Below are 21,828 nucleotides of genomic sequence, written 5' to 3'. Positions count from 1 at the left end.
CCTTTCGTTAACCGCCCCGTTAAGATGTCATGACCGCATCGAGGGAATTCTGTCAGGCTGAACTGAAAGTCCCTCGCCGACCATGTGACAGAATGTCCCGGAACGACAGGAGCCGGAGATGACAATGCACGAACCGATCCGCATGTCGGATTTCCGCAGGCGTCGCCGTTTCGCCATCGCGCCCGGCGAGGCGGCAAGGCAGTTCAGGGTGTCGGCCGTTCTCGCCATCGTGATGATCGCGGCATCGCTGATCGTCGCCGCGGGCGCGCTGCTCGCACCCTCGCGCACGGCGCAGACGCCCGCGCCCGCCGCAGCGGCGCGCGTTTCCTGAACGGCGCCGGCGCCGCACGCTACCGTGATGACACGGGCGCCGTAAACGGGCTACATTGGAAAGCGTGCGAGAGGTGCGTTTTCCAAAGGGATCGTCGATGAAATTGTCGTTTTCGATGAAATTGTCGAGGCAGTTGCCGGTGCGGGCTGCCGTTGCGGCGTGCGCGTGGCTTGCGGCGACTTCCGTTCTCCCCGATGCCGCTCATGCCGCGCCCGTGTCGCGGGAAAAGACGGAGAAGGCCGAGATCGTCGTCGAAACCGTCGCCTCCGGTCTCGAACATCCCTGGGGGCTCGCCTTTCTGCCCCGGGGCGAGTTTCTCGTCACCGAGCGGGCGGGGCGTCTGCGCCGCGTCGGCCGCGACGGCACGCTTTCCGCGCCGGTCGCCGGCGTGCCGGCCGTGGCGGCGCGCGGGCAAGGCGGCTTGCTCGATATCGCGCTCGACCCCGATTTCCCCGGGAACGGGTTTGTTTATCTTGCCTATGTCGAGCCGCGCGACGGCGGCTCCGGGATTGCGGTCATCCGCGGCGCTTTCGATCGGGAGAGGAATGCGCTGGATGGCGTCGAGGTGATCTTCCGGCAGAAGGATACGGCTTCCGGCACCGCGAACTTCGGCGTGCGGCTGGTGCCGGCCGAGGACGGCACGTTGTTCGTCACCATCGGCGACAGGTTCTCGACCCGCGACAAGGCGCAGGACCCGGCCAGCCATCTCGGCAAGGTGCTGCGAATCAACACCGACGGCACCATTCCGATCGACAATCCTTTCGTCGGGCAGGATGACGCCCTGCCTGAAATCTGGTCGCTGGGGCACCGCAACGCGCAGGGAGCGGCGCTGCACCCCGGAACCGGCGATCTGTGGACGTCGGAGCACGGTGCGCGCGGCGGCGACGAGATCAACGTCAACCGCAAGGGGCTGAACTACGGCTGGCCGATCATCACCTACGGCGTCGACTATTCCGGCGCGCCGGTCGGCATCGGTACGGCGCGGGAGGGGCTGGAGCAGCCCGTTTATTACTGGGTGCCGTCGATCGCTCCTTCCGGGCTCGCGTTCTACCGGGGAGGCGTGATCGCGCCGTGGCGCGACAGCCTGTTCACCGGTGCGCTCGCGGGGCGGGCGCTGGTGCGCCTCGACATATCGGACGAGAACGTCACGCATGAGGAACGGATGCTGACGGGCCTCGACGAGCGCATCCGCGACGTGCGCGCCGGGCCCGACGGCCATCTCTACCTGCTGACCGACAATGCCGCCGGCCGTATCCTGCGAATCGATCCGGCGAAATAGCAGGCCGCCGGCCCGTTGCACACAGGCCGGTCGATGCAGGGTGCGTCATGCCGCTTGACAAAGGTGGTCCGCGCTTTCTATATCGCGTGATGCGTGCAGGGTTGCCGCCGTCTTTTCGGCGCGGGATGCATGCTGCGTCGCATGACGCGAGGGGCAGTGTAGCTCAGTTGGTAAGAGCGCCGGATTCATAACCCGGAGGTCGGCAGTTCAAGTCTGCCCACTGCTACCAGTCCATTCCTTACTCATTGGCCGTCATCGTCATCCGATCCGCCGTTTCGCCGCGCGGCCGCCTGCGCGCTTGTGCGGCGCGGGTGAAAAAAGCCGATGATAGAACGATAATGTATTGTATTTGTGTCAAGAACCGCGACAGCAATAGCTGTTGCGTCCTTTTGCGGGATGACTTACCGTTACTTTCGTGCGGGCGGGTTCGGCCAGCGGTTTCGCGAAGTCGGTGTCGTATTCGCGCCGGCGCGTTCCGCTTCGCATGAGCGGCTCCGACGGGCGAGCGGGAAGGGGCATATCGTGGCATCATATGCAATTGCCGGGATCGAAGGCATCGAGGAAAGCCAGGCCGAGGCGCTCAGGGCCGCGGGCGTCGCGACCGCGCAGACTCTGCTTGAGCGCGGAAGCGACCCCAAAGGCCGCAGGGCCTTGGCGGAGGAGGCGGGCATCGCCGAAGCGCAGATCCTGAGATGGGTGAACATCGCGGATCTGCTGCGCATTCACGGTGTCGGCAAGGAATACTCCGATCTTCTGGAGGCCGCGGGCGTGGACACGGTGAAGGAACTCAAGCACCGCAACCCGGCCAACCTGACGAAGGCCCTCGCCGAGGCGAACGAGAAGGGCGAGTATGTGCGCGCGCTGCCCACCGAGAAGGTGGTGGCGAAATGGATCGAGCAGGCGAAGGAACTGCCGCCGATCGTGACCTACTGACGATAAGGTCCGATCGCTCATTTTCATGCGGCGGTCGGCGTATTGGGGGGTTGTTAAGCGGGCGCGGTCGATATATCTATCCAAAGTCCGAAAATTGCTGCGTGCGGGTGGCACGAGGGCGCGTGATGGCGCTCTTTTGGCGCTCACGCGTGCTTTGGCGTTGTTGCGTATGAAGCGGCGGATGCCGTTGCCTGTGCGCGCTGCCGGACACGTTCCCTGCTGTCGGCCATGAGGCGCCGGCCCGCCGTTATCGGCGGAAGGTCGTGCGGCAAACCAGACCGCGCGGCGCCGACGGCATGGGGCGGCCCGTTTTTCGAGCCGCCGGCGCCGTTGGTCAGGAGTTTTCATGTCCGTAACCGCTAGCCATGCCCCGACCCGCGAGGATTTCGCCGCTCTTCTCGAAGAATCCTTTGGCGGCAACGAATCCCAGGAGGGAAGCGTCGTCAAGGGTATCGTCGTCGCGATCGAGAAAGACGTCGCCGTCATCGACATCGGCCTCAAGACCGAAGGCCGCGTTCCGCTGAAGGAGTTCGTCGGCCCCGGCCGCGATCAGTCCCTCGAAGTCGGCGACGAGGTCGAGGTTTATCTGGAGCGTGTGGAGAACGCGCTCGGCGAGGCCGTCATCTCGCGCGACAAGGCCCGCCGCGAGGAAAGCTGGGTCAAGCTCGAGAAGGCGTTCGAGAACAACGAGAAGGTGACGGGCGTCATCTTCAATCAGGTCAAGGGCGGCTATACGGTCGATCTCGACGGCGCCGTGGCGTTCCTGCCGCGCTCGCAGGTCGATATCCGCCCGGTGCGGGACGTCACGCCGCTGCTGAACGTGCCGCAGCCGTTCCAGATTCTCAAGATGGACCGCCGCCGCGGCAACATCGTCGTCTCGCGCCGCACGGTGCTGGAGGAGACGCGCGCCGAGGCCCGTTCGGAACTGGTGGCCAACCTCGAGGAAGGTCAGGTCATCGAGGGCGTCGTCAAGAACATCACCGAATACGGCGCATTCGTCGACCTTGGCGGCATCGACGGCCTGCTGCATGTCACCGACATGGCGTGGCGCCGCGTCAATCACCCGACCGACGTCGTCACCATCGGCCAGTCGGTCAAGGTCAAGATCGTCAAGATCAACCACGAGACGCACCGCATCTCGCTCGGCATCAAGCAGTTGCTGGCCGATCCGTGGGAGGGCATCGCCGAGCGTTATCCGGTCGAGAGCCGCTTCACCGGCCGCGTGACGAACATCACCGATTACGGCGCGTTCGTGGAGCTGGAGCCGGGTATCGAGGGCCTGATCCACGTTTCCGAAATGTCGTGGACGAAGAAGAACGTTCACCCCGGCAAGATCGTTTCCACCTCGCAGGAAGTGGAAGTGCAGATCCTCGAGGTCGATCCCGTCAAGCGCCGCATCTCGCTGGGCCTCAAGCAGACGCTTCAGAACCCGTGGGAAGCCTTCGCCGAGAAGAATCCGATCGGCACCGAGGTCGAGGGCGAGGTCAAGAACAAGACCGAATTTGGTCTGTTCATCGGCCTCGACGGCGATGTCGACGGCATGGTCCACCTCACCGACCTCGACTGGAACCGTCCCGGCGAGCAGGTCATCGAGGAGTTCAAGAAGGGCGACGTGGTGCGCGCCGTCGTTCTCGACGTGGATGTCGAGAAGGAACGCATCTCGCTCGGCATCAAGCAGCTCGAGGGCGACCCCTTCGCCGATGCCTCCGACATCCGCAAGGGCGCGACCGTCACCACCGAGGTGCTGGAGGTCAAGGACGCCGGTATCGAGGTGAAGATCGTCGACACCGATCTGACGTCCTTCATCCGCCGCGCCGAACTCGCGGGCGACCGCAACGACCAGCGGTCCGAGCGCTTCTCGCCCGGCGAGAAGGTCGATGCCCGCGTGGTTCAGTTCGACCGCAAGGCGCGCCGCATCCAGCTTTCCATCAAGGCGCTGGAGAAGGCCGAGGAGAAGGAAGCCATCGCACAGTACGGCTCCGCCGATTCGGGCGCATCGCTCGGCGATATCCTCGGCGCCGCCCTGAAGAAGGCGACGGAAAAGAAGTAAGCCTGGCGATGAACACGCCGGTCGGACTTTTGGTCCGATCGGCGGAAAGTCGCTTCGGAATTGCGGGGCGCGGTCCGGTTTTCTCCGGCCGCGCCCCGTTCCCGTCGGGGCGCTATCGCGCCGCCAGGGCCTGCGTGGCGACACGCAGGCTTTTTATTTGCCGGCCGACTATCGGGAATCAATGACGGCACATGTGAAAGCTTTATGAAGGCCGTTCATATCAATCACTTATCAAAAATAGGATTTCCCTTCACGGGTGAATTGCTCTAGTGTGACACCAGTTCCACGGCCAGAGTATTGGCCCGCCGTTTCGGGAAAGACATGGGTTACGAAGCCGACCTTCTTGTCGATCGCCGCCGCCTGCGCGGCCGCGTTGCACTCTGGCGGACGCTGGCGTTCGTGACGCTGATCGCGCTCGCCGTCATCGTGGGGTTTGCACTGGCGGGAGGGAGCGCGGTTCCGGCCTCGCGGCCTCATGTCGCACGGATCACCATCGACGGGCTGATCACCGGCGACCAGCGCACGCTCGATCTCATCGGCGACGTGCGCAAGAGCAGCGCCGCGCGGGCCGTCGTGGTGCGCATCGACAGCCCCGGCGGCACCACGGCGGGGTCGGAGGCGCTGCATGACGCCTTGCGCCGTCTGGCGCAGGAAAAGCCCGTGGTCGCCGTCGTCGACACGCTGGCGGCATCCGGCGGCTACATCGCGGCGCTCGGCGCCGACAGGATCGTCGCGCGGGAAACGTCGCTGGTCGGTTCGATCGGCGTGCTGTTCCAGTATCCGAATGTCTCGGGGTTGCTCGACAAGGTCGGCGTGAGCGTCGAGGAGGTCAAGTCGAGCCCGCTCAAGGCGGCGCCCAACGGGTTCTCGCCCACTTCACCGGAAGCGCGCGCCGCGCTCGAAAGCCTGGTGGCGGACAGTTTCGGCTGGTTCCGGCGCCTTGTGCAGGAGCGACGCGGCTATGACGAGGCGGCGCTCGCGCGCGTGGCGGACGGGCGGGTGTTCACCGGCCGGCAGGGCGTCGATGTCGGGCTCGTCGATGAGCTGGGCGGCGAGCGGGAGGCCATCGCATGGCTATCCCGCGAACGTGGGGTTGCGGAAGGGCTGCCGCTTCGGGCATGGAAGCGGTCGCGGCAGCGCCTCGGCGTGCTGGAAGGCGTGGCGCTCGGGGCGCAGGCCATCGGCCTTGAAAGCGCCGCTGCGTTTTTCAGCCGTCTGGGGGCGGGCATCCCCGCGCAGCGGCTTGACGGTCTGCTTGCGCTCTGGCACCCTGAGGCTGAAAAATAGTATCTTTTCAATTATATATCGTTAGACAGGCATTTAAACAGATCAAGAGTGGGGTTGATGATCAAATCCGAACTCGTTCTGCGGATTGCGGAGCAAAATCCCCATCTCTACCAGCGTGACGTCGAGAACATCGTCAATGCCATTCTGGAAGAGATTACCCGTGCGCTGGCCCGCGGCGATCGCGTGGAGTTGCGCGGGTTCGGAGCGTTTTCGGTGAAGAAGAGGGAGGCGCGGGTGGGCCGCAATCCGCGCACCGGCGAGACGGTCGCGGTTGACGCCAAGATGATTCCGGTGTTCAAGACCGGCAAGGAAATGCGCCTGCGCCTGAACGAAGGGCGGGAGGCGCTCGCCGCCGGCCACGACGGGGATGACGCGGATGCTGAAGGTGTCCGCCGTTCGGCCGGCAAGTAGCAGTTCGGCTGCAACCGGCATTTGGGTTGCAAGTCGCCGGATGCGTGATGGAATACAAGAAACAGCGGGATACGCGCCGTGAAGACGCTCATCAGAGTTCTGATCATTTTGCCGCTGACGGTGGTGATTATTCTGCTGTCGGTTGCGAACCGCACGCCGGTGCTGGTGTCGCTCGATCCGTTTTCCGGCGCGGCGCCGCTCGTTGCCTTTACTGCGCCGCTGTTCGTCATCGTTCTGGCGACGGCCGTGGTCGGGGTGGTGCTGGGCGGCCTCGCGGTCTGGTGGTCGCAGGGGCGGTATCGCCGCGCCGCCCGCCAGCGTGCGCGGGAACTGGACCGCGTGAAGGCCGATGCCGCGAGAAGGCAGGGAGGCGCCGCATCGGGGCCGGCCGTGCCCGGCGGCGCGCTGGCGCTCACTTCCTCCGGCAATGTCCGCTGACCGGCGGGGTCGGCGGACGCAGGATTTTTCCGGCCGGCTGATCAAGATCTGCGGGTTGAACTCACGTGAGTCCGTCGCCGCCGCCGTTGAGGCGGGGGCGGACATGTTGGGATTGGTCTTCTTTCCGAAAAGCCCGCGCCATCTCGGATTTCGTGAGGCCGCCGAACTCGTCGCCCAGGCGCGGCGCGGCGCGGCGGATGTCGGAATCGTCGCGCTGACGGTGGATGCATCGGACGACGAACTCGCCGCCATCGTCGAATCGATCGAACCCGACTGGTTGCAATTGCACGGCAAGGAGACGCCCGAGCGGGTGGCGATGCTGCGCGGACGTTTCGGCGCATCTCACACGGAGACGCCCGATCGGCCGGACGCGGCGCATGCCGGCGCGCCGCGCGGCCTGAACCTGCCCGGTTCTCGCATCCGCGTCATGAAGGCGATCGGCATTGCCGGTGAGAGCGATGTCGCGCTGGCGCAGCGCTTTGCGCCCACGGCGGATATGCTCCTGCTGGATGCGAAGCCGGCTGCGGGAATGGCCCTGCCCGGGGGCAACGGCCTCGTTTTCGATCACCGTCTGATCGCGGGGCGGGAGTTCGGGATTCCGTTCATGCTTTCCGGCGGGCTTGACGCGAGCAATGTCGCCGCCGCCGTCAGGCTGGTGCACCCGCAGGGCGTCGACGTCTCCTCGGGTGTCGAGTCCGCGCCCGGCGTCAAGGACGCGGCCAGGATCGGCGCCTTTGTCCGGGCGGCGCGTGAAGCATTGGACATGAACGGATAATGACAGTATGAGCGGCCCTGGAGGCCGTTGAGGAACCGGCCGGGAGGCTGCCTCCCGATAAAGCAATCCGCGAGGACACGACAGCGTGAGCACCAAGCCGAATTCGTATACGTCGGGGCCGGACGAGCATGGTCACTTTGGCATCTTCGGCGGCCGGTTCGTGGCCGAAACGCTGATGCCGCTGATCCTCTCGCTGGAAAAGGCCTATGGCGAGGCGCGTGCCGACCCCGGTTTCGCGCGTGAAATGGCGTCGTACCGCGCGCATTATGTCGGCCGCCCGAGCCCGCTGTATTACGCGGAACGGCTGACGGAGGCGGTGCGGGCAAAGGCGCCGGCCGGGCAGGGCGCGAAAATCTTCCTGAAGCGGGAAGACCTCAACCATACGGGCTCGCACAAGGTCAACAACGTGCTCGGCCAGATCCTGCTGGCGCTGCGCATGGGCAAGTCGCGCATCATCGCGGAGACCGGCGCGGGCCAGCACGGCGTGGCGACGGCGACGCTGTGCGCCCGCTTCGGCCTCCGGTGCGTCGTCTACATGGGCGCGGTGGATGCCGCGCGCCAGCGCCCCAACGTGTTCCGAATGGAAATGCTGGGCGCGGAGGTGCGGCCGGTGCAGTCCGGCGCGCGCACGCTGAAGGACGCCATGAACGAGGCGCTGCGCGACTGGGTGACGAATGTCGCCGACACGTTCTACTGCATCGGCACCGTGGCGGGGCCGCACCCCTATCCCGCGATGGTGCGCGATTTCCAGTCCGTCATCGGCGCGGAGGTGCGCGAGCAGGCGCTGGCGCAGGAGGGGCGGCTGCCGGATTCGCTCGTCGCCTGCATCGGCGGCGGCTCCAACGCGATGGGGCTGTTCCATCCTTTCCTGGATGAGCCGTCCGTCGAGATTTTCGGCGTGGAGGCGGCGGGCCGCGGCCTTGATTCGGGCGAGCACGCGGCGTCGATCGCCGGCGGCCGTCCTGGCGTGCTGCACGGCAATCGCACCTATCTGCTGATGGATGATGACGGCCAGATCACCGAGGCGCATTCGATCTCGGCCGGTCTCGATTATCCCGGTATCGGGCCGGAACATTCCTGGCTGCACGAGACCGGGCGCGTCACCTATCTGTCGGCCACCGACGACGAGGCCGTTGCGGCCTTCCGCCAGCTTTCGCTGCTGGAGGGCATCATTCCGGCGCTCGAATCCTCGCATGCGCTGGCGCGGGCGGTGGATCTCGCCGCGCAACGGCCGCGCGATCACGTGATGGCGGTCAATCTGTCCGGGCGCGGCGACAAGGATCTCGACATGATCGCCGGCAGGCTCGGCGCCTCGCAGCATGAAGGAGGGGCCGCATGAGCCGCATCGACCGCCGTTTCGCAGCCTTGCGCGCGCAGGGCCGCGCCGCGCTCGTCACCTTCATCACCGCCGGCGACCCGGATTTCGATACGTCTCTCGCGGCGATCCGGGCGTTGCCGGAAGCCGGCGCCGATCTCATCGAACTCGGCATGCCGTTCACGGATCCGATGGCCGACGGCCCGGCGATCCAGCTCGCCGCCCAGCGCGCCCTCAAGGGCGGGCAGACGCTCAGCCGCACGCTCGATCTGGTGCGGGCCTTTCGCGAGGGCGATCAGGAAACGCCGATCATCCTGATGGGCTATTACAACCCGATCTATATCTATGGCGTCGAGCGGTTCCTGGGCGACGCGAAGGCGGCGGGCGTCGACGGTTTCATCGTGGTGGACCTGCCGCCGGAGGAGGACGGGGAGTTCTGCCTGCCGGCGCTGCGGGCGGGGCTCGCCTTCGTGCGGCTGGCGACGCCGACGACCGATGACGCGCGCCTGCCGGCGGTGCTCGCCAACACGAGCGGATTCGTCTATTACGTTTCCATCACCGGCGTGACGGGAACGGCGGTGCCGGATTTCGATGCCGTCGCGGCGCAGGTGGCGCGGATCAAGCGCCACACGGATTTGCCGGTGGCCGTGGGCTTCGGGGTGCGCTCGGGCGCGCATGCGGCGGCCATCGCCCGCGGCGCGGACGGCGTCGTGGTGGGCTCCGCCATCGTCGGCGCGCTGGCCGGCTCGCTCGACGAGGACGGGCGGGCGACGGCGCGCACGGTGCCGACGGTGCGGGCGCTGGTGGAGGAACTGGCGGAGGGCGTGCGCTCCGTCGTGAAGCAGGACGCCTGAGCGGCGGCGCGGAAGCGCTTCCGGGAGAATGTTCGATGAACTGGATTTCTGACGTCGTTCGGCCGAAGATCAAGACGCTGTTCCGGCGCGAGGTGCCCGAAAACCTGTGGATCAAGTGCCCTGAAACGGGGCAGATGGTGTTCCACAAGGATGTCGAGGCCAATCTCAACGTTATTCCGGGCTCGAACTATCATATGCGCCTCGGCGCGGCGGAGCGCCTGAAAATCACCTTCGATGACGGGCTGTGGGAAGACATTCCGCTGCCGGAAGCGGCGCAGGACCCGCTGAAGTTCCGCGACGAGAAGCGATATACCGACCGCATACGCGATGCGCGCTCGAAAACCGGGCTGGCGGATGCGATCAGGGTCGGCGTCGGCGCCATCGAAGGGTCGCCGGTGACGGTGGCGGTGCAAGACATCAACTTCATCGGCGGCTCGCTCGGCATGGCCGCGGCGGAGGCGTTCATCCAGGGCGCGCGGACCGCGATCGAGCGCGCCACGCCGTTCGTGATCTTCACCGCCTCGGGCGGCGCGCGCATGCAGGAGGGCATCCTGTCGCTGATGCAGATGCCGCGCACCACCATTCTCGTCGATCGCCTGCGCGAAGCGCGGCTGCCCTATATCGTCGTGCTGACCAATCCGACCACGGGCGGCGTCACGGCGTCCTACGCCATGCTGGGCGACGTGCAGATCGCGGAGCCCGGCGCGTTGATCGGCTTTGCCGGGCCGCGCGTCATCGAGCAGACCATCCGCGAAAAGCTGCCGGAAGGGTTTCAGCGGTCGGAATATCTTTACGAGCACGGCATGGTCGACATGGTCGTGCATCGTCACGAACTGAAGGCCACCATCGCGCGCCTGTGCCGCTTTCTCACCCGCCAGCCCAAGCCGCCGGTCGTGGAACCGCCGCCCGAAGAGGCAGAGGCGCCCGCCGAGACCATCGACGTTCCGGCCGTTTCCGCCACGGTCGACAGCCGGGCTTCCTGACAGCCGTTTTGCCTGCGGCGGTCCGCGCCTCACGATCCGGGCGCGTGCCGCCGGGAGTATGATTCAAATGGAGTCATCCGAGGTTTTGCTGGCGCGGTTTCTCGCGCTGCATCCCAAGGCCATCGATCTTTCGCTTGAGCGCATCGAGCGCCTGCTGGAGAAACTCGGCCATCCCGAGCGGCGCCTGCCGCCGGTCATCCATGTCGCCGGCACGAACGGCAAGGGATCGACCATCGCCTTCATGCGCGCCATCCTGGAGGCGGCGGGGCTCGTGGTGCATGTTTATACCTCGCCGCATCTGGTGCGCTTTCACGAGCGCATCCGGCTGGGCGCGCGGGGAGGGGGGCGGTTCGTCGGCGAGCGCGCGCTCGTGGAGGCGTTCCGCCATTGCGAGGAGGTGAACGCAGGCGAGCCGATAACGTTCTTCGAAATGACGACGGCCGCCGCGCTCGTGCTTTTTTCCCGTCATCCCGCCGATGTGTTGCTGCTGGAGGTGGGGCTCGGCGGGCGTTTCGACACCACCAATGTCGTCAGCGATCCGGCCGCCGCCGTGGTGACGCCGGTGTCGCTCGACCACGCGGATTTTCTCGGCGACCGGGTGACGTTGATCGCCGCCGAAAAGGCGGGCATCTTCAAGAAGGGCGCGCCGGCCGTTATCGCGCCGCAGGATCCCGAACCCGCCGCCGTGCTGGAGGCGACGGCGGAGCGCGTCGGCGCGCGGCCCTTCATCGGCGGGCAGGACTTTACCGTTCACGAGGAAAACGGCCGGCTGATCTATCAGGACGAGCAGGGCCTCATCGATCTGCCGACGCCGCGTCTGCCGGGGCGCCATCAGCATGTGAACGCGGGCACGGCGATTGCGGCGCTGCGGGCCGCCGGTTTCGGCAACCTGCCGATCGAGGCTTTCGAGGCGGGCATGCTGCGCGTGGACTGGCCGGCGCGCCTGCAACGCCTGACGCGCGGGCGCCTCATCGGCCTGCTGCCCGAGGGCGCGGATCTGTGGCTGGACGGCGGCCATAATCCCGACGGCGGGCGGGTGCTCGCGGCGGCGATGGCGGAGCTGGAGGAAAAGCATCCCGCGCCGCTGGTGCTCGTGTGCGGCATGCTCGGCACGAAGGATTCGGAGGGCTTCCTGCACCCCTTCAAGGGGCTCGCGCGGGAGGTTCTGGCCGTGCCGGTTCCCTCGCAGGTTGCCGCGCGCCGGCCGGAAGCAGTGGCCGACATCGCCCGGCGCGCGGGCCTGCGCGCTTCGACCTTCGACAGCCTGGAAGCGGCGCTCACCTCCACCCACGATACGGTATGGGAGCGTCCGCCGCGGGTGTTGATCGCCGGTTCGCTGTATCTGGCCGGCGACGTACTGGCGGCCAACGGCACGCCGCCGACCTGAAGAACGAAGAGCACTTCCTCGTTTCAATGAAACATGCGCGTTTCAACGAAACATGGAAGTGCCCTGAATGACGGCGTTCGAGCGCGGCGAGGACGGGAAACCGGCCACGTCGCGCAATGCTCAGGCGTTCGTGTTGATCCAGTTGGAAAGGTCGCTTTTGTGCGACGCGCCCACCTTCTGCGCCGCGAGCTTGCCCTGTTTGAAGAGCAGCAGCGTCGGGATCGAGCGGATGCCGAACTGGGCCGCCGTATCGGGATTCTCGTCGACATTGAGCTTGACGATCTTCACCTTGCCGGCGAGCTCGGTGGAGATTTCCTCCAGCGCGGGCGCGATCGCCCGGCAGGGGCCGCACCACTCCGCCCAGAAATCCACGACGACGGGCTCGGCCGCCTTCAGAACGTCGGCCTCGAAGCTTGCATCAGTCACCTTTTCCGTCATGACGGTCATCCTCGATCGGGGTTGTGCGCCTGCGGCGCTGTTGATGTCAACGTAGGCGTAGGCCCCTGGGCGGTCAAGCAGCGCGCCGATCCGGCGGCCGGAAGGGCGTGTGTTTGCACACCTTATCGCATCGGGCCGGACGGGGGGCATTTTTCGGCCGGGTCCCGTATGGACGGTGGCCCGCGGCGAATGCTATGCGGACGCGTGGGCTGCATGTCGCGATGCCGTTCTCGCCCTGTCACGTTCCCGGAGCCGGATGTCCGATGCGCCTGTCTGTCGAAGCGTTCGCCGCGCTGCCTGCGCGCGGCCGGTGGGGGGCGCTGGCTGTCGCCACGGCGCTGCTCGCCGTCGTCCTCGAACTGGCCGGCGCGCCGGCGGCGCTGCTGCTCGGTGCGATGCTGGCGGGCATTCTCGTCGGCGTCATGAACGGCAGGCTGCATGTGCCGGCTCTTCCGTTCAGTCTGGCGCAGGCGCTGATCGGCTGTCTCATCGCCGCCGATATCACGCCCGCCATCGTGACGTCCTTCCTGCGGGACTGGCCGCTGTTTCTCGGCGTGGTGCTGGCGACCATCCTGGCGAGCAGCCTGCTCGGCTGGCAGATCAGCCGGATGCATATCCTGCCCGGCACGACCGGCATCTGGGGATCGTCGCCCGGCGCGGCCTCCGCCATGGTGCTGATGGCTTCCGCCTTCGGCGCGGATGCGCGGCTCGTCGCCTTCATGCAATATCTGCGGGTCATCTGCGTGACGCTGGCCGCCTCGCTCGTCGCCGGCCTGTGGACGCAGACCGCCGGCGTGGAGGCCGGCAGGGTGTGGTTTCCCGCCCATGCCGCCGGGGAGTGGGCGACGACGGCCGCGCTGCTGGCGGCGGCGCTCGTCTCGCAGCGGCTGGTGCGCTTTCCCTCGATGGCTTTTCTCACGCCGATGCTGCTCGGCGGCCTGCTCAACAGCCTCGGTCTCATCAGCATCGCGCTGCCGCCCTGGCTGCTGGCCTGCGGTTATGTGGCGCTGGGCTGGAGCATCGGGCTCGGCTTCACGCGGCAGGTGCTCGCTGTGGCGCTGCGGGCGCTGCCGTGGATCCTCGCCTCGATCGCCGCGCTGATCGTCTTCTGCGGCGGGCTTGCGGCGGTGCTCGTCTACGCGCTCGGCATCGATCCGCTGACGGCCTATCTCGCCACGAGCCCCGGCGGACTGGATGCGGTCGCCATCATCGCGGCGGCAAGCAATGTCGATCTGGCGTTCGTGATGGCCTTGCAGACGGTGCGTTTCGTCATCGTGGTGCTGGCCGGGCCGCCGCTGGCGCGGCTCGCGGCGCGGGCCAGCGATCCGACGGCCGGCCGGACGTCACCGCCCGGCCGGTAAATCCGTCAATCGAGCTTCGTCGGCGGGACGATCGTCGCGACGATGGAGGAATCGAGCGCCTCGTAATCGGCAAGGCCGATGGTGTCGTAAAGCTCGGCGCGGGTTTGCATGTCGTCGAGGATGGCCTTGACCGAACCGTCGCGCGCCAATGTCGCGTAAAGCTTCGCCTGCGCCTTGTTGGCGACGCGCAGCGACGATACCGGCCAGATGATCAGCTTGTAGCCGAAATCCTCGAATTCCTTCGCCGTGTAATAGGGCGTGCGGCCGAATTCGGTCATGTTGCCCAGCAGCGGCACGCCGGGCAGGCGCCTGGCGAATTCGCGGAACAGTTCCTCGTCGTTCAGCGCTTCGGGGAAGATGGCGTCGGCGCCGGCTTCCACGTAGAGCTTGGCGCGGGCGACGGCCCCCTCGATGCCCTCGCTGGCGGCGGCGTCCGTGCGGGCGATGACGTAGAGGTGGCGGCGTGCCTTCACGGCGGCGGCGACCTTGGCGGCCATGTCGTGGGCGTCGGCGAGCTTCTTGTCGTTGAGGTGGCCGCACTTCTTGGGCAGAAGCTGGTCCTCGAGATGGATGGCGGCCGCGCCGGCGTCCTCGAACGTGCGCACGGCGTGCATCACGTTGAGCGCCTCGCCGTAGCCGGTGTCGCCGTCGACGAGCACGGGCAGGCCCGATGCGCGCGCCACCTGGCGGATGAAGAACGCCACTTCGTCAACGGTGATGATGCCGAGGTCCGGCAGGCCCATCGAGGCTGTCATCGCAGCGCCCGACAGGTAGACCGCCTCGAAGCCGGCGTTGCGCGCCTGAATGGAGGCCTGGCCGTTGTGCGCGCCCGGAATCCGGAGGATGCCGGGACGCTCGACCAGCGCGCGGAAGCGCGCGCCGGCGGGCTCCTGGGGGAGATCGGAAGCAACAAGATAGGGCATGGTTCAATCCTCGAAATGATCACTGCAATGAAAACCGGCGGGACAAGCCCGCCGGAAATCGTCTGTCAGGAAGCCGTCCCGCTTTTCCCCTGGCCGCGTTTCTTGATCGGCACGAATTCGAGATCTTCCGGTCCGACGTAGTTCGCGGAGGGACGGATGATCTTGTTGTCCGTGCGCTGCTCGATGACGTGGGCCGCCCAGCCGGTGGTGCGCGAGATCACGAAGAGAGGCGTGAACATCGCGGTCGGCACGCCGAGCAGGTGGTAGGAAACGGCGCTGAACCAGTCGAGGTTCGGGAACATCTTCTTGATATCCCACATCACCGACTCGATCCGGGCGGCGATGTCGAAGAGCGCCGTCGAACCGGCCTCTTCCGACAACTGACGCGCCACTTCCTTGATCACCACGTTGCGCGGATCGGACACCGTGTAGACGGGGTGGCCGAAACCGATGATCACTTCCTTCGCGTCGACGCGGCGGCGGATATCCTCCTCCGCGTGGTCCGGGGCGCTGTAGCGCTTCTGGATCTCGAACGCCACTTCGTTCGCGCCGCCGTGCTTGGGGCCGCGCAGCGCGCCGATGGCCCCCGCGATGGCGGAGTAGAAGTCCGCTCCCGTGCCGGCGATGGTGCGCGCGGTGAAGGTCGAGGCGTTGAACTCATGCTCCGCGTAGAGGATGAGCGAGACGTGCATCGCCTTCACCTGCGCCTCGGTCGGCGCCTTGCCGTGCAGCAGGTGGAGGAAATGGCCGCCGACGGAATCGTCGTCCGTTTCCACCTCGATGCGCCGGCCGTTGTGGCTGAAGTGATACCAGTAGAGCAGCGCCGAGCCGAGCGAGGCGACGAGCCGGTCGGCGATGTCGCGCGCCCCCGGATGATTGTGGTCCGCCGCTTCCGGCAGCACGCTGCCGAGAACGGAGACCGCCGTGCGCTGCACGTCCATGGGGTGCGCGGAGGCGGGGAGCGTCTCCAGCACCGCGCGCAGCGTCGCGGGCAGGCCGCGCAGGCCGTGCAGCTTCGCCTTGTAGGCGTCGAGTTCCTGCTGGGTCGGCAGATGGCCGTGGATCAGCAGGTGGGCGATTTCCTCGAACTCGCTATCCTTGGCCAGATCAAGAATGTCGTAGCCGCGATAGTGCAGATCGTTGCCGGTGCGCCCCACGGTGCAGAGCGCGGTGTTACCGGCGACGACGCCCGACAGCGCGACCGATTTCTTCGGCGCAGGTTTTTTGATTTCTTCTGTCGTGCTCATTGCTTACTTGTTTCCCTTCCAGTCGAAGATGCCGGTAGCGGGCGTGATCAGCTTGCCAGCGGGCAAGGTGAAGGTCAGGCCGCCGAGCTCTTCGGCGGTCAGTTCCGGCAGGCGCTCCACGAGGGCGAGGAAGCGGTCCTGCTCGGCGCTCTCCAGCACGCCGTCGGTCAGCGTGCGGAACTTCCTGATGTAGTCGGGACGCTTGAAGGGACGCGCGCCCAGCGGATGCGCATCGGCCACCGCCAGCTCGTCCTCGATCACCGTGCCGTCTTCCAGCGTCACGACCACGCGGCCGCCGAACGCCTTTTCCTGCGGATCGACGGAGTGATAGCGGCGGGTCCACTCGGGATCCTCGACCGTGGAGATCGCGTGCCACAGCTTGACCGTCTCGGGCCGGCCGGCGCGCTCGGGCGCGTAGCTCTTCTCATGATGCCAGCCGCCGTCTTCCAGCGCCACCGCGAAGATGTAGGGGATCGAGTGGTCGAGCGTCTCGCGGCTCGCCTTGGGATCGAACTTCTGCGGGTCGTTCGCGCCCGAGCCGATCACGTAGTGCGTGTGGTGGCTGGTGTGGATGACGATGCTCTTGACCTTCGACAGGTCGCCGATCTTCGGTCCCAGCGAGCGGGCGAGGTCGATGAGCGCCTGGCTCTGGTACTCGGCCGAGTGCTCCTTGGTGTAGGTGTCGAGAATGGCGCGCTTGGGCTCGCCCTTCTCGGGCAGCGGCACGGTGTATTCACGCTCGGGGCCGCCGAGGAGCCACGCGATGAAGCCGTCCTCGCCTTCCCACGCCGGCGACGGAGCGCCTTCGCCGCGCAGCACGCGGTCGACGGCCTCGACGGCCAGCTTGCCGGCGAAGCCGGGCGCATACGCCTTCCAGCTCGAAATCTCGCCCTTGCGCGACTGGCGCGTGGTCGTGGTGGTGTGCAGCGCCTGCTGGACGGCCTGATAGATGATCTCGGTCGGCAGCTTCAGCAGCGCGCCGATGCCGGCGGCGACGGACGGGCCGAGATGGGCGATGTGGTCGATCTTGAACTCGTGCAGCGAAATGCCCTTCACGAGATCGACCTGGATCTCGTAGCCCGTGGCGATGCCGCGGATCAGGTCGGCGCCGTTCTGGCCCGTGTGCTGGGCGACCGCCAGAATGCCGGGGATGTTGTCGCCGGGGTGCGAGTAGTCGGCGGCGAGGAACGTGTCGTGGTAGTCGAGCTCGCGCACGGCGGCGCCGTTCGCCCAGGCCGCCCATTCAGGCGACACGCGCTGGTCCTGGGGCAGGCCGAAAACGGTCGCGCCGGGCTTGTAGGGGTGGGCGACGGCCTGGCCGCGGGCGCTCGCCACCGGGCGGCGGTTGACGGAGGCGGCGGCGACGGAAGCGTTGTCGATGATGCGGTTGCCGATTTCCTCGATGACGGCGGGCTCGACGGCGACCGGATCGGCGGCAACTTCGGCGATCTTCCAGGCGAGCTGATTTTCGCGCGGCAGATTCTCGGAAGACTTGTAGGTGCGGACCTTATGCTGCGTAACCATTTGGGTGCTCCTCGGGCGTTGGTTGGGCCGGGTGGCGTCGGCGCCGCGCGATGCTCGCAGGTTCGCAAAACGGTCGTCCCGGCGGCTCGCAGGAAGGATCGCCAGGGACAGGCCGCACGCGGACGGGCGACGGCGGAAGCATGTGCAGGACGGCATCACACGCATCGCATTTTGCAATATCTGCAATTTTCAGGGTCGGCAAGATGCCGGCCGTGCATAGTTTTCCAGCTACATTCGTGCTATTTTGCGAATATTGCAAATCAACCGATCGGGTAAAGGAATAAGCCTTGTGGCCATAAGGACTTCAGGCGCCGGCCGGCCGGCCGCGCCGGCAGGCGAGGGCGCGGGGCCGGGCGGGCGCCGCCCCGCGCGGCGGGAGGCGAAGCGCAACTTCATCGGCGTGCGCCTGCGGCGGCTGCGCGAGGAGCGGCAGATGACCCAGCAGGCGCTGGCGCATGCGATCGGCCTGTCGCCGAGCTACCTCAACCAGCTTGAGAACAACCAGCGGCCCGTCACCACCAAGGTGCTGCTGCGGCTCGACGCGGCGTTCGGCGGGCAGGTGCAGTTGCTCTCCCACGACGACGAGGCGCGTCTCGTGGCCGATCTCGCCGACGCCGCCGCCGATCCGATGTTCGGCGAAACCATCTCGCGGGCGGAGTTGCACGAACTCGCGGCATCCATGCCGGCGGTGGCGCGCGCCTTCATCGCGCTCCACACCCGCTGCCGCCAGATGACGGAGCAATCGGCCGCGCTCGCGGCGCGTCTCGGGGACGAGCGCACCGATGCCGCCTCGCCTTTCGCGCCGTTCGAGGAAGTGCGCGAGTTCATGTACGAGCGCCACAACCACATCGCGGAACTCGACGTGGCGGCGGAAAACCTCGCGCTCGCCGCCGATCTGCGGCCGGGAAACCTGGCCGGCGAGTTCGCGGCGCTCATCGCCCGCCGCCACGGCGTCCGTGTCGAGATCATCGTCGCCGGCGAGGGGCCGGAGCGGGATGTGCAGCGCAGCTACGATCCGCACACGCGCGTGTTGCGCCTTTCCTCGCGGCTGCGCGCCGGCCAGCAGGCATTCCAGATCGCGACGCAGCTCGCGCTGCTGGAGCACGACGACGCCATCGGGGCGCTCATCGCGAAAGGGCGTTTCACCAGCCCGGAGGCGCGCAAGCTCGCGCGCATCGGCCTCGCCAATTATTTCGCCGGCGCGCTCATCCTGCCCTACGGCTCCTTCCTGCGGGCGGCGGAGGACCGGCGCTACGACATCGACCTGCTGAGCCACAATTTCGGCGTCGGCTTCGAGACCATCTGCCATCGTCTGAGCACCTTGCAGCGGCCGGAGGCGCGCGGCGTGCCGTTTTTCTTCATTCGCGTGGATAGGGCCGGCAACATCTCGAAGCGCCAGTCGGCGACGGATTTCCACTTCTCGCGCATCGGCGGCACCTGCCCGCTGTGGAACGTCTATGAAGCCTTCGCGCATCCGGGGCGCGTGCTGACGCAGCTCGCGCGGATGCCGGACGGGCGCGCCTATCTGTGGGTGGCGCGCACGGTGTCGCGCGACCACGGCGGTTATCGCGCGCCCAGCAAGACCTTCGCGGTGGCGCTCGGCTGCGACCTGCGCCATGCGGGCCGGCTCGTCTATTCCGACGGGCTCGATCTCAACAATCCGGCCGCCGCCACGCCGATCGGCGTCGGCTGCAAGGTGTGCGAGCGCCCCGCCTGCCCGCAGCGCGCCTTTCCGCCCATCGGCCGCGCGCTGACCGTGGACGAGACGCGCCGGCGCTTCTCGCCCTATTCGGGGGCGTGAGGAGCGGGATGCTCCTCGAACTCCAGCGCAGCGACCGCCGCCCCGCGCCGCGTCACCTTGTCGGCGGAAAGGCGGATCTGGCCGACATCCTCCTGCGCCTGCCGGAAATGCAGATCGAGCTTCTCGACCCGCTCGCGCAGGCGGCCGACATCGTCGAGCAGGCGGCCGACTTCCGTCTGGATCGTCCGCGCCTCCGCGCGCATGCGCGTGTCGCGCACCAGCGACTGCACGAGCTGGATCGCCATGGTCAGCAGGGAGGGCGAGACGAAGATGACCCGCGCGCGGTGCGCACGCTGCACCAGATCGTCGAAATGCTCGTGCAGGTCGGCGTAGACCGACTCGGAGGGCACGAACAGCAGCGCCGTGTCCTGCGTCTCGCCGGGCACCAGATATTTTTCGCCCACATCGCGGATGTGGTAGCCGACATCGTTGCGCACGCGCTGGACGGCGCGCCGCCGCGCCTCGGTATCCGCCGCCTCGCGAAAGGCGGTGATCCCCTCCAGCGGAAACTTGGCGTCTATCGCCAGCGGCAGATCGCCCGGCAGGTCGATGAGGCAGTCGGGCCGCTTGCCGTTGGCAAGCGTCGGCTGGAAGCGATAGCCGTTCGCCGGCAGCCCGTCGCGGATGATGGCCTCCATCCGCCCCTGCCCGAAGGCCCCGCGCGCCTGCTTGTTGGCGAGCACGTCCTTCAGCCCGACGACGTGGCCGGACAGTTCCGTCAGGCTTTTCTGCGCGGCGTCGATCAGCGCCAGCCGCTCGTTGAGGGTCGCGAGATGGGCGGCGGTATGGCGGGTGGAGGCGTCGAGATTTTGCCCCATCCGATGCTGCAACCCCTCGATCCGCTCGGAGACGAAACGGGCGAGATCGTTCTGCCGCGTGCCGAAGACCTCCGCCACCGTCTGCATGCGCCCGGTCAACTGCGCTTGCAGGCCGCGCATCTCGGCGAGCCGTTCCTCCAGCGCCCGCGCCCGCTCGAACGCCGCCGCCGCCTCCGCCCGGCGCGCGCGCGACAGCCCGGCGAGTTGCGCCGCGATGATGCCGAGCAGCACGAAAACCGCCGCGCCCGCCCCCGCCAGGGCGTAAGGCAGCGGCAGCGGATGACCGAACAGGACCAGCGCGTCATTCAAGGCATTCATGGCGCAGATATAGCCGATTCGCGGCAAAATCCGAACGAATAAGGAACATGTTGACCTTCGGCGCAAGAGCGCTTATCTCGCTTGCATTGAGGCAGAGACACGATGACCATCCTTCCCATTCTTGTACTTCCCGACCCGCGGCTGCGGCTGATTTCCGAGCCGGTGGCGACTGTGACCGACGAGATCCGCACGCTTGTCGCGGATATGTTCGAAACCATGTATGATGCGCCCGGCATCGGACTCGCCGCCATCCAGGTCGGCGTGGCGAAGCGGGTGCTCGTGGTGGATGTCGGCAGCCGCGAGGAGGGGCGCGACCCGCTCACCGTCATCAACCCGGAAATCGTGTGGGCGTCGGACGACGCGTTCCGCGTCCATCAGGAGGGCTGCCTCTCCATCCCGGAGTATTATGAGGAGGTGGAGCGCCCGGCGCGCATCCGCCTGCGCTACATGGATCTTGAGGGCGAGACGCGGGAAATCGAGGCCGACGGCCTGCTCGCGACCTGCTTGCAGCACGAGATCGATCATCTGAACGGCGTCCTGTTCATCGATCATCTGTCGCGGCTGAAGCGGGAACGGGTGAACCGCAAGTTCGTCAAGGCGGCCAGGGCCGTCGGCCGCGGCGGCGAAGCCTGAAGAACCTTGCCGGTCTTGCCGGCGGCGGCGGAGAAACGAAGGAGGCATGCGGGGCGACATGACGATGATCGGGAGCGTATCGGATGTGGGCGGAGCCGGGCGCGAGGCTGGCCCGCCGTTCGTCTGGCGCGCGATGGAGCCTGACGATCTCGGTGACGTGCACGCCATCGGCGAGCGGGTGCATCCCGGCTATCCCGAGCGTATCGAGGTGTTCGCCGAGCGGCTGCGGCTTTATCCGGCCGGCTGCCTCGTGCTGGAGCGGGAAGAGGAGATGGCCGGCTACGTCGTCAGCCATCCCTGGCATCCGATGATGCCGCCCCGGCTCGACAGCCTCGTGGTGGCCATGCCGACTTTCCCGGCGACGTTCTACATCCACGATCTCGCCCTGCTGCCGGCGGCGCGCGGCAGCGGCGCGGGCGGGCGGGCGGTCGCGCATCTCGTGGATCATGCGGCCGCGATCGGCCTCGCCGACCTGTCGCTCGTGGCGGTGAACGCCTCCGTGCCGTTCTGGGAACGGCAGGCGTTCGCCGTCGTCGACGATGCGCGGCTCGCCGCCTCGCTGCGCAGCTACGACGCGGACGCGCGCTTCATGATCCGGCAGCTCGGCGCGGTTTCGCGCGACTGAGCGGCGATTCGGGTTTGTAATCCGCGAAAAAATCTTTATAAGACGCCTGCGCCCGCGTGACACCCTTGGAGGCACGGGCGCTTTCGTGAGCCGGAAG

21 protein-coding genes and 1 tRNA gene are annotated in these 21,828 nt (G+C 67.1%); 17 read left to right on the top strand and 5 right to left on the bottom strand.

Annotated elements, in window-relative coordinates; all coding sequences use genetic code 11:
- The first annotated feature begins 118 nt into the window (after nt 1-118).
- The 13 genes from ACOYJQ_RS00610 to ACOYJQ_RS00550 all read left to right on the top strand — a co-directional run bounded on the left by ACOYJQ_RS00610 (nt 119) and on the right by ACOYJQ_RS00550 (nt 12,043).
- Nucleotides 119-331, top strand: coding sequence for a hypothetical protein (locus tag ACOYJQ_RS00610; protein ID WP_433455505.1), 213 nt, complete (start codon nt 119-121; stop codon nt 329-331).
- Between the two features lie 97 nt (nt 332-428).
- Nucleotides 429-1,610 carry a PQQ-dependent sugar dehydrogenase gene (locus ACOYJQ_RS00605; protein WP_433455503.1) on the top strand — a complete coding sequence of 394 codons (1,182 nt, stop codon included), beginning with the start codon at nt 429-431 and terminating at the stop codon, nt 1,608-1,610.
- A gap of 152 nt (nt 1,611-1,762) precedes the next feature.
- Nucleotides 1,763-1,839, top strand: a tRNA-Met gene (locus tag ACOYJQ_RS00600).
- A 293-nt stretch (nt 1,840-2,132) separates the two neighbouring features.
- A complete protein-coding gene (locus ACOYJQ_RS00595; protein ID WP_433455501.1) occupies nt 2,133-2,543 on the top strand; it encodes a DUF4332 domain-containing protein in 411 nt (136 codons plus the stop codon).
- A gap of 346 nt (nt 2,544-2,889) precedes the next feature.
- Complete coding sequence (gene rpsA, locus ACOYJQ_RS00590) at nt 2,890-4,593, top strand: 30S ribosomal protein S1 (RefSeq protein ID WP_433455499.1); 1,704 nt, start codon at nt 2,890-2,892, stop codon at nt 4,591-4,593.
- 321 nt (nt 4,594-4,914) lie between these two features.
- Nucleotides 4,915-5,880, top strand: a complete 966-nt coding sequence (gene sppA / locus ACOYJQ_RS00585; protein ID WP_433455497.1) for a signal peptide peptidase SppA — start codon at nt 4,915-4,917, stop codon at nt 5,878-5,880.
- A gap of 57 nt (nt 5,881-5,937) precedes the next feature.
- Nucleotides 5,938-6,291 (top strand): integration host factor subunit beta, encoded by a 354-nt coding sequence (ihfB, locus tag ACOYJQ_RS00580; protein ID WP_433455495.1) that lies wholly within the window; start codon nt 5,938-5,940, stop codon nt 6,289-6,291.
- A 78-nt stretch (nt 6,292-6,369) separates the two neighbouring features.
- The gene (locus ACOYJQ_RS00575; protein WP_433455493.1) at nt 6,370-6,729 is read left to right on the top strand and encodes a lipopolysaccharide assembly protein LapA domain-containing protein; all 360 of its coding nucleotides are present in this window, start codon (nt 6,370-6,372) and stop codon (nt 6,727-6,729) included.
- Nucleotides 6,719-7,504, top strand: coding sequence for a phosphoribosylanthranilate isomerase (locus ACOYJQ_RS00570; protein WP_433455491.1), 786 nt, complete (start codon nt 6,719-6,721; stop codon nt 7,502-7,504). Before ACOYJQ_RS00575 ends, ACOYJQ_RS00570 begins: the two co-directional genes overlap by 11 nt.
- A gap of 85 nt (nt 7,505-7,589) precedes the next feature.
- A complete protein-coding gene (gene trpB / locus ACOYJQ_RS00565) occupies nt 7,590-8,843 on the top strand; it encodes a tryptophan synthase subunit beta (protein ID WP_433455489.1) in 1,254 nt (417 codons plus the stop codon).
- A complete protein-coding gene (gene trpA / locus ACOYJQ_RS00560) occupies nt 8,840-9,673 on the top strand; it encodes a tryptophan synthase subunit alpha (RefSeq protein WP_433455487.1) in 834 nt (277 codons plus the stop codon). Before trpB ends, trpA begins: the two co-directional genes overlap by 4 nt.
- Nucleotides 9,674-9,708: 35 nt before the next feature.
- Nucleotides 9,709-10,656 (top strand): acetyl-CoA carboxylase, carboxyltransferase subunit beta, encoded by a 948-nt coding sequence (gene accD / locus ACOYJQ_RS00555; RefSeq protein WP_433455485.1) that lies wholly within the window; start codon nt 9,709-9,711, stop codon nt 10,654-10,656.
- A gap of 67 nt (nt 10,657-10,723) precedes the next feature.
- Entirely contained in the window at nt 10,724-12,043 is a 1,320-nt protein-coding gene (locus tag ACOYJQ_RS00550; RefSeq protein ID WP_433455483.1) for a bifunctional folylpolyglutamate synthase/dihydrofolate synthase, read from the top strand.
- A gap of 120 nt (nt 12,044-12,163) precedes the next feature.
- Here the strand turns inward: ACOYJQ_RS00550 and trxA are convergent, their stop codons facing one another.
- Entirely contained in the window at nt 12,164-12,481 is a 318-nt protein-coding gene (trxA, locus tag ACOYJQ_RS00545; RefSeq protein ID WP_433455481.1) for a thioredoxin, read from the bottom strand.
- Between the two features lie 263 nt (nt 12,482-12,744).
- Between trxA and ACOYJQ_RS00540 the strand changes: the two genes are divergently transcribed.
- Nucleotides 12,745-13,842 (top strand): AbrB family transcriptional regulator, encoded by a 1,098-nt coding sequence (locus ACOYJQ_RS00540; RefSeq protein ID WP_433455479.1) that lies wholly within the window; start codon nt 12,745-12,747, stop codon nt 13,840-13,842.
- Between the two features lie 5 nt (nt 13,843-13,847).
- Here ACOYJQ_RS00540 and prpB read toward each other — a convergent pair whose 3' ends face one another.
- From prpB to ACOYJQ_RS00525, 3 genes are all read right to left on the bottom strand, one after another.
- Nucleotides 13,848-14,765 (bottom strand): methylisocitrate lyase, encoded by a 918-nt coding sequence (gene prpB / locus ACOYJQ_RS00535; protein ID WP_433455477.1) that lies wholly within the window; start codon nt 14,763-14,765, stop codon nt 13,848-13,850.
- A 65-nt stretch (nt 14,766-14,830) separates the two neighbouring features.
- Entirely contained in the window at nt 14,831-16,012 is a 1,182-nt protein-coding gene (gene prpC / locus ACOYJQ_RS00530; RefSeq protein ID WP_433455475.1) for a bifunctional 2-methylcitrate synthase/citrate synthase, read from the bottom strand.
- Nucleotides 16,013-16,015: 3 nt separating this feature from the next.
- On the bottom strand, nt 16,016-17,536 hold the full coding sequence (locus ACOYJQ_RS00525) for an MmgE/PrpD family protein (protein WP_433455473.1): 1,521 nt from the start codon (nt 17,534-17,536) through the stop codon (nt 16,016-16,018).
- A 400-nt stretch (nt 17,537-17,936) separates the two neighbouring features.
- Here ACOYJQ_RS00525 and ACOYJQ_RS00520 point away from each other — a divergent pair, with 400 nt between their 5' ends.
- A complete protein-coding gene (locus ACOYJQ_RS00520; protein WP_433456383.1) occupies nt 17,937-19,337 on the top strand; it encodes a short-chain fatty acyl-CoA regulator family protein in 1,401 nt (466 codons plus the stop codon).
- Here ACOYJQ_RS00520 and ACOYJQ_RS00515 read toward each other — a convergent pair.
- Nucleotides 19,322-20,473 carry a DNA recombination protein RmuC gene (locus ACOYJQ_RS00515; protein WP_433455471.1) on the bottom strand — a complete coding sequence of 384 codons (1,152 nt, stop codon included), beginning with the start codon at nt 20,471-20,473 and terminating at the stop codon, nt 19,322-19,324. The two genes, ACOYJQ_RS00520 and ACOYJQ_RS00515, sit on opposite strands and share 16 nt — an antisense overlap.
- 102 nt (nt 20,474-20,575) lie before the next feature.
- On the opposite strand from ACOYJQ_RS00515, the gene def reads away from it, so the two are divergent.
- Both def and ACOYJQ_RS00505 read left to right on the top strand, forming a co-directional pair.
- On the top strand, nt 20,576-21,106 hold the full coding sequence (def, locus tag ACOYJQ_RS00510) for a peptide deformylase (RefSeq protein ID WP_433455469.1): 531 nt from the start codon (nt 20,576-20,578) through the stop codon (nt 21,104-21,106).
- Between the two features lie 58 nt (nt 21,107-21,164).
- A complete protein-coding gene (locus tag ACOYJQ_RS00505) occupies nt 21,165-21,731 on the top strand; it encodes a GNAT family N-acetyltransferase (protein ID WP_433455467.1) in 567 nt (188 codons plus the stop codon).
- Nucleotides 21,732-21,828: the final 97 nt, after the last annotated feature.

Origin of the sequence: Pseudochelatococcus sp. (assembly GCF_050946405.1) — a bacterium.
Taxonomy (GTDB): Bacteria; Pseudomonadota; Alphaproteobacteria; order Rhizobiales; family Beijerinckiaceae; genus Pseudochelatococcus.
Note: the sequence above shows the minus strand (reverse complement) of the source record. Positions and strands in the feature narration are given on the sequence as shown.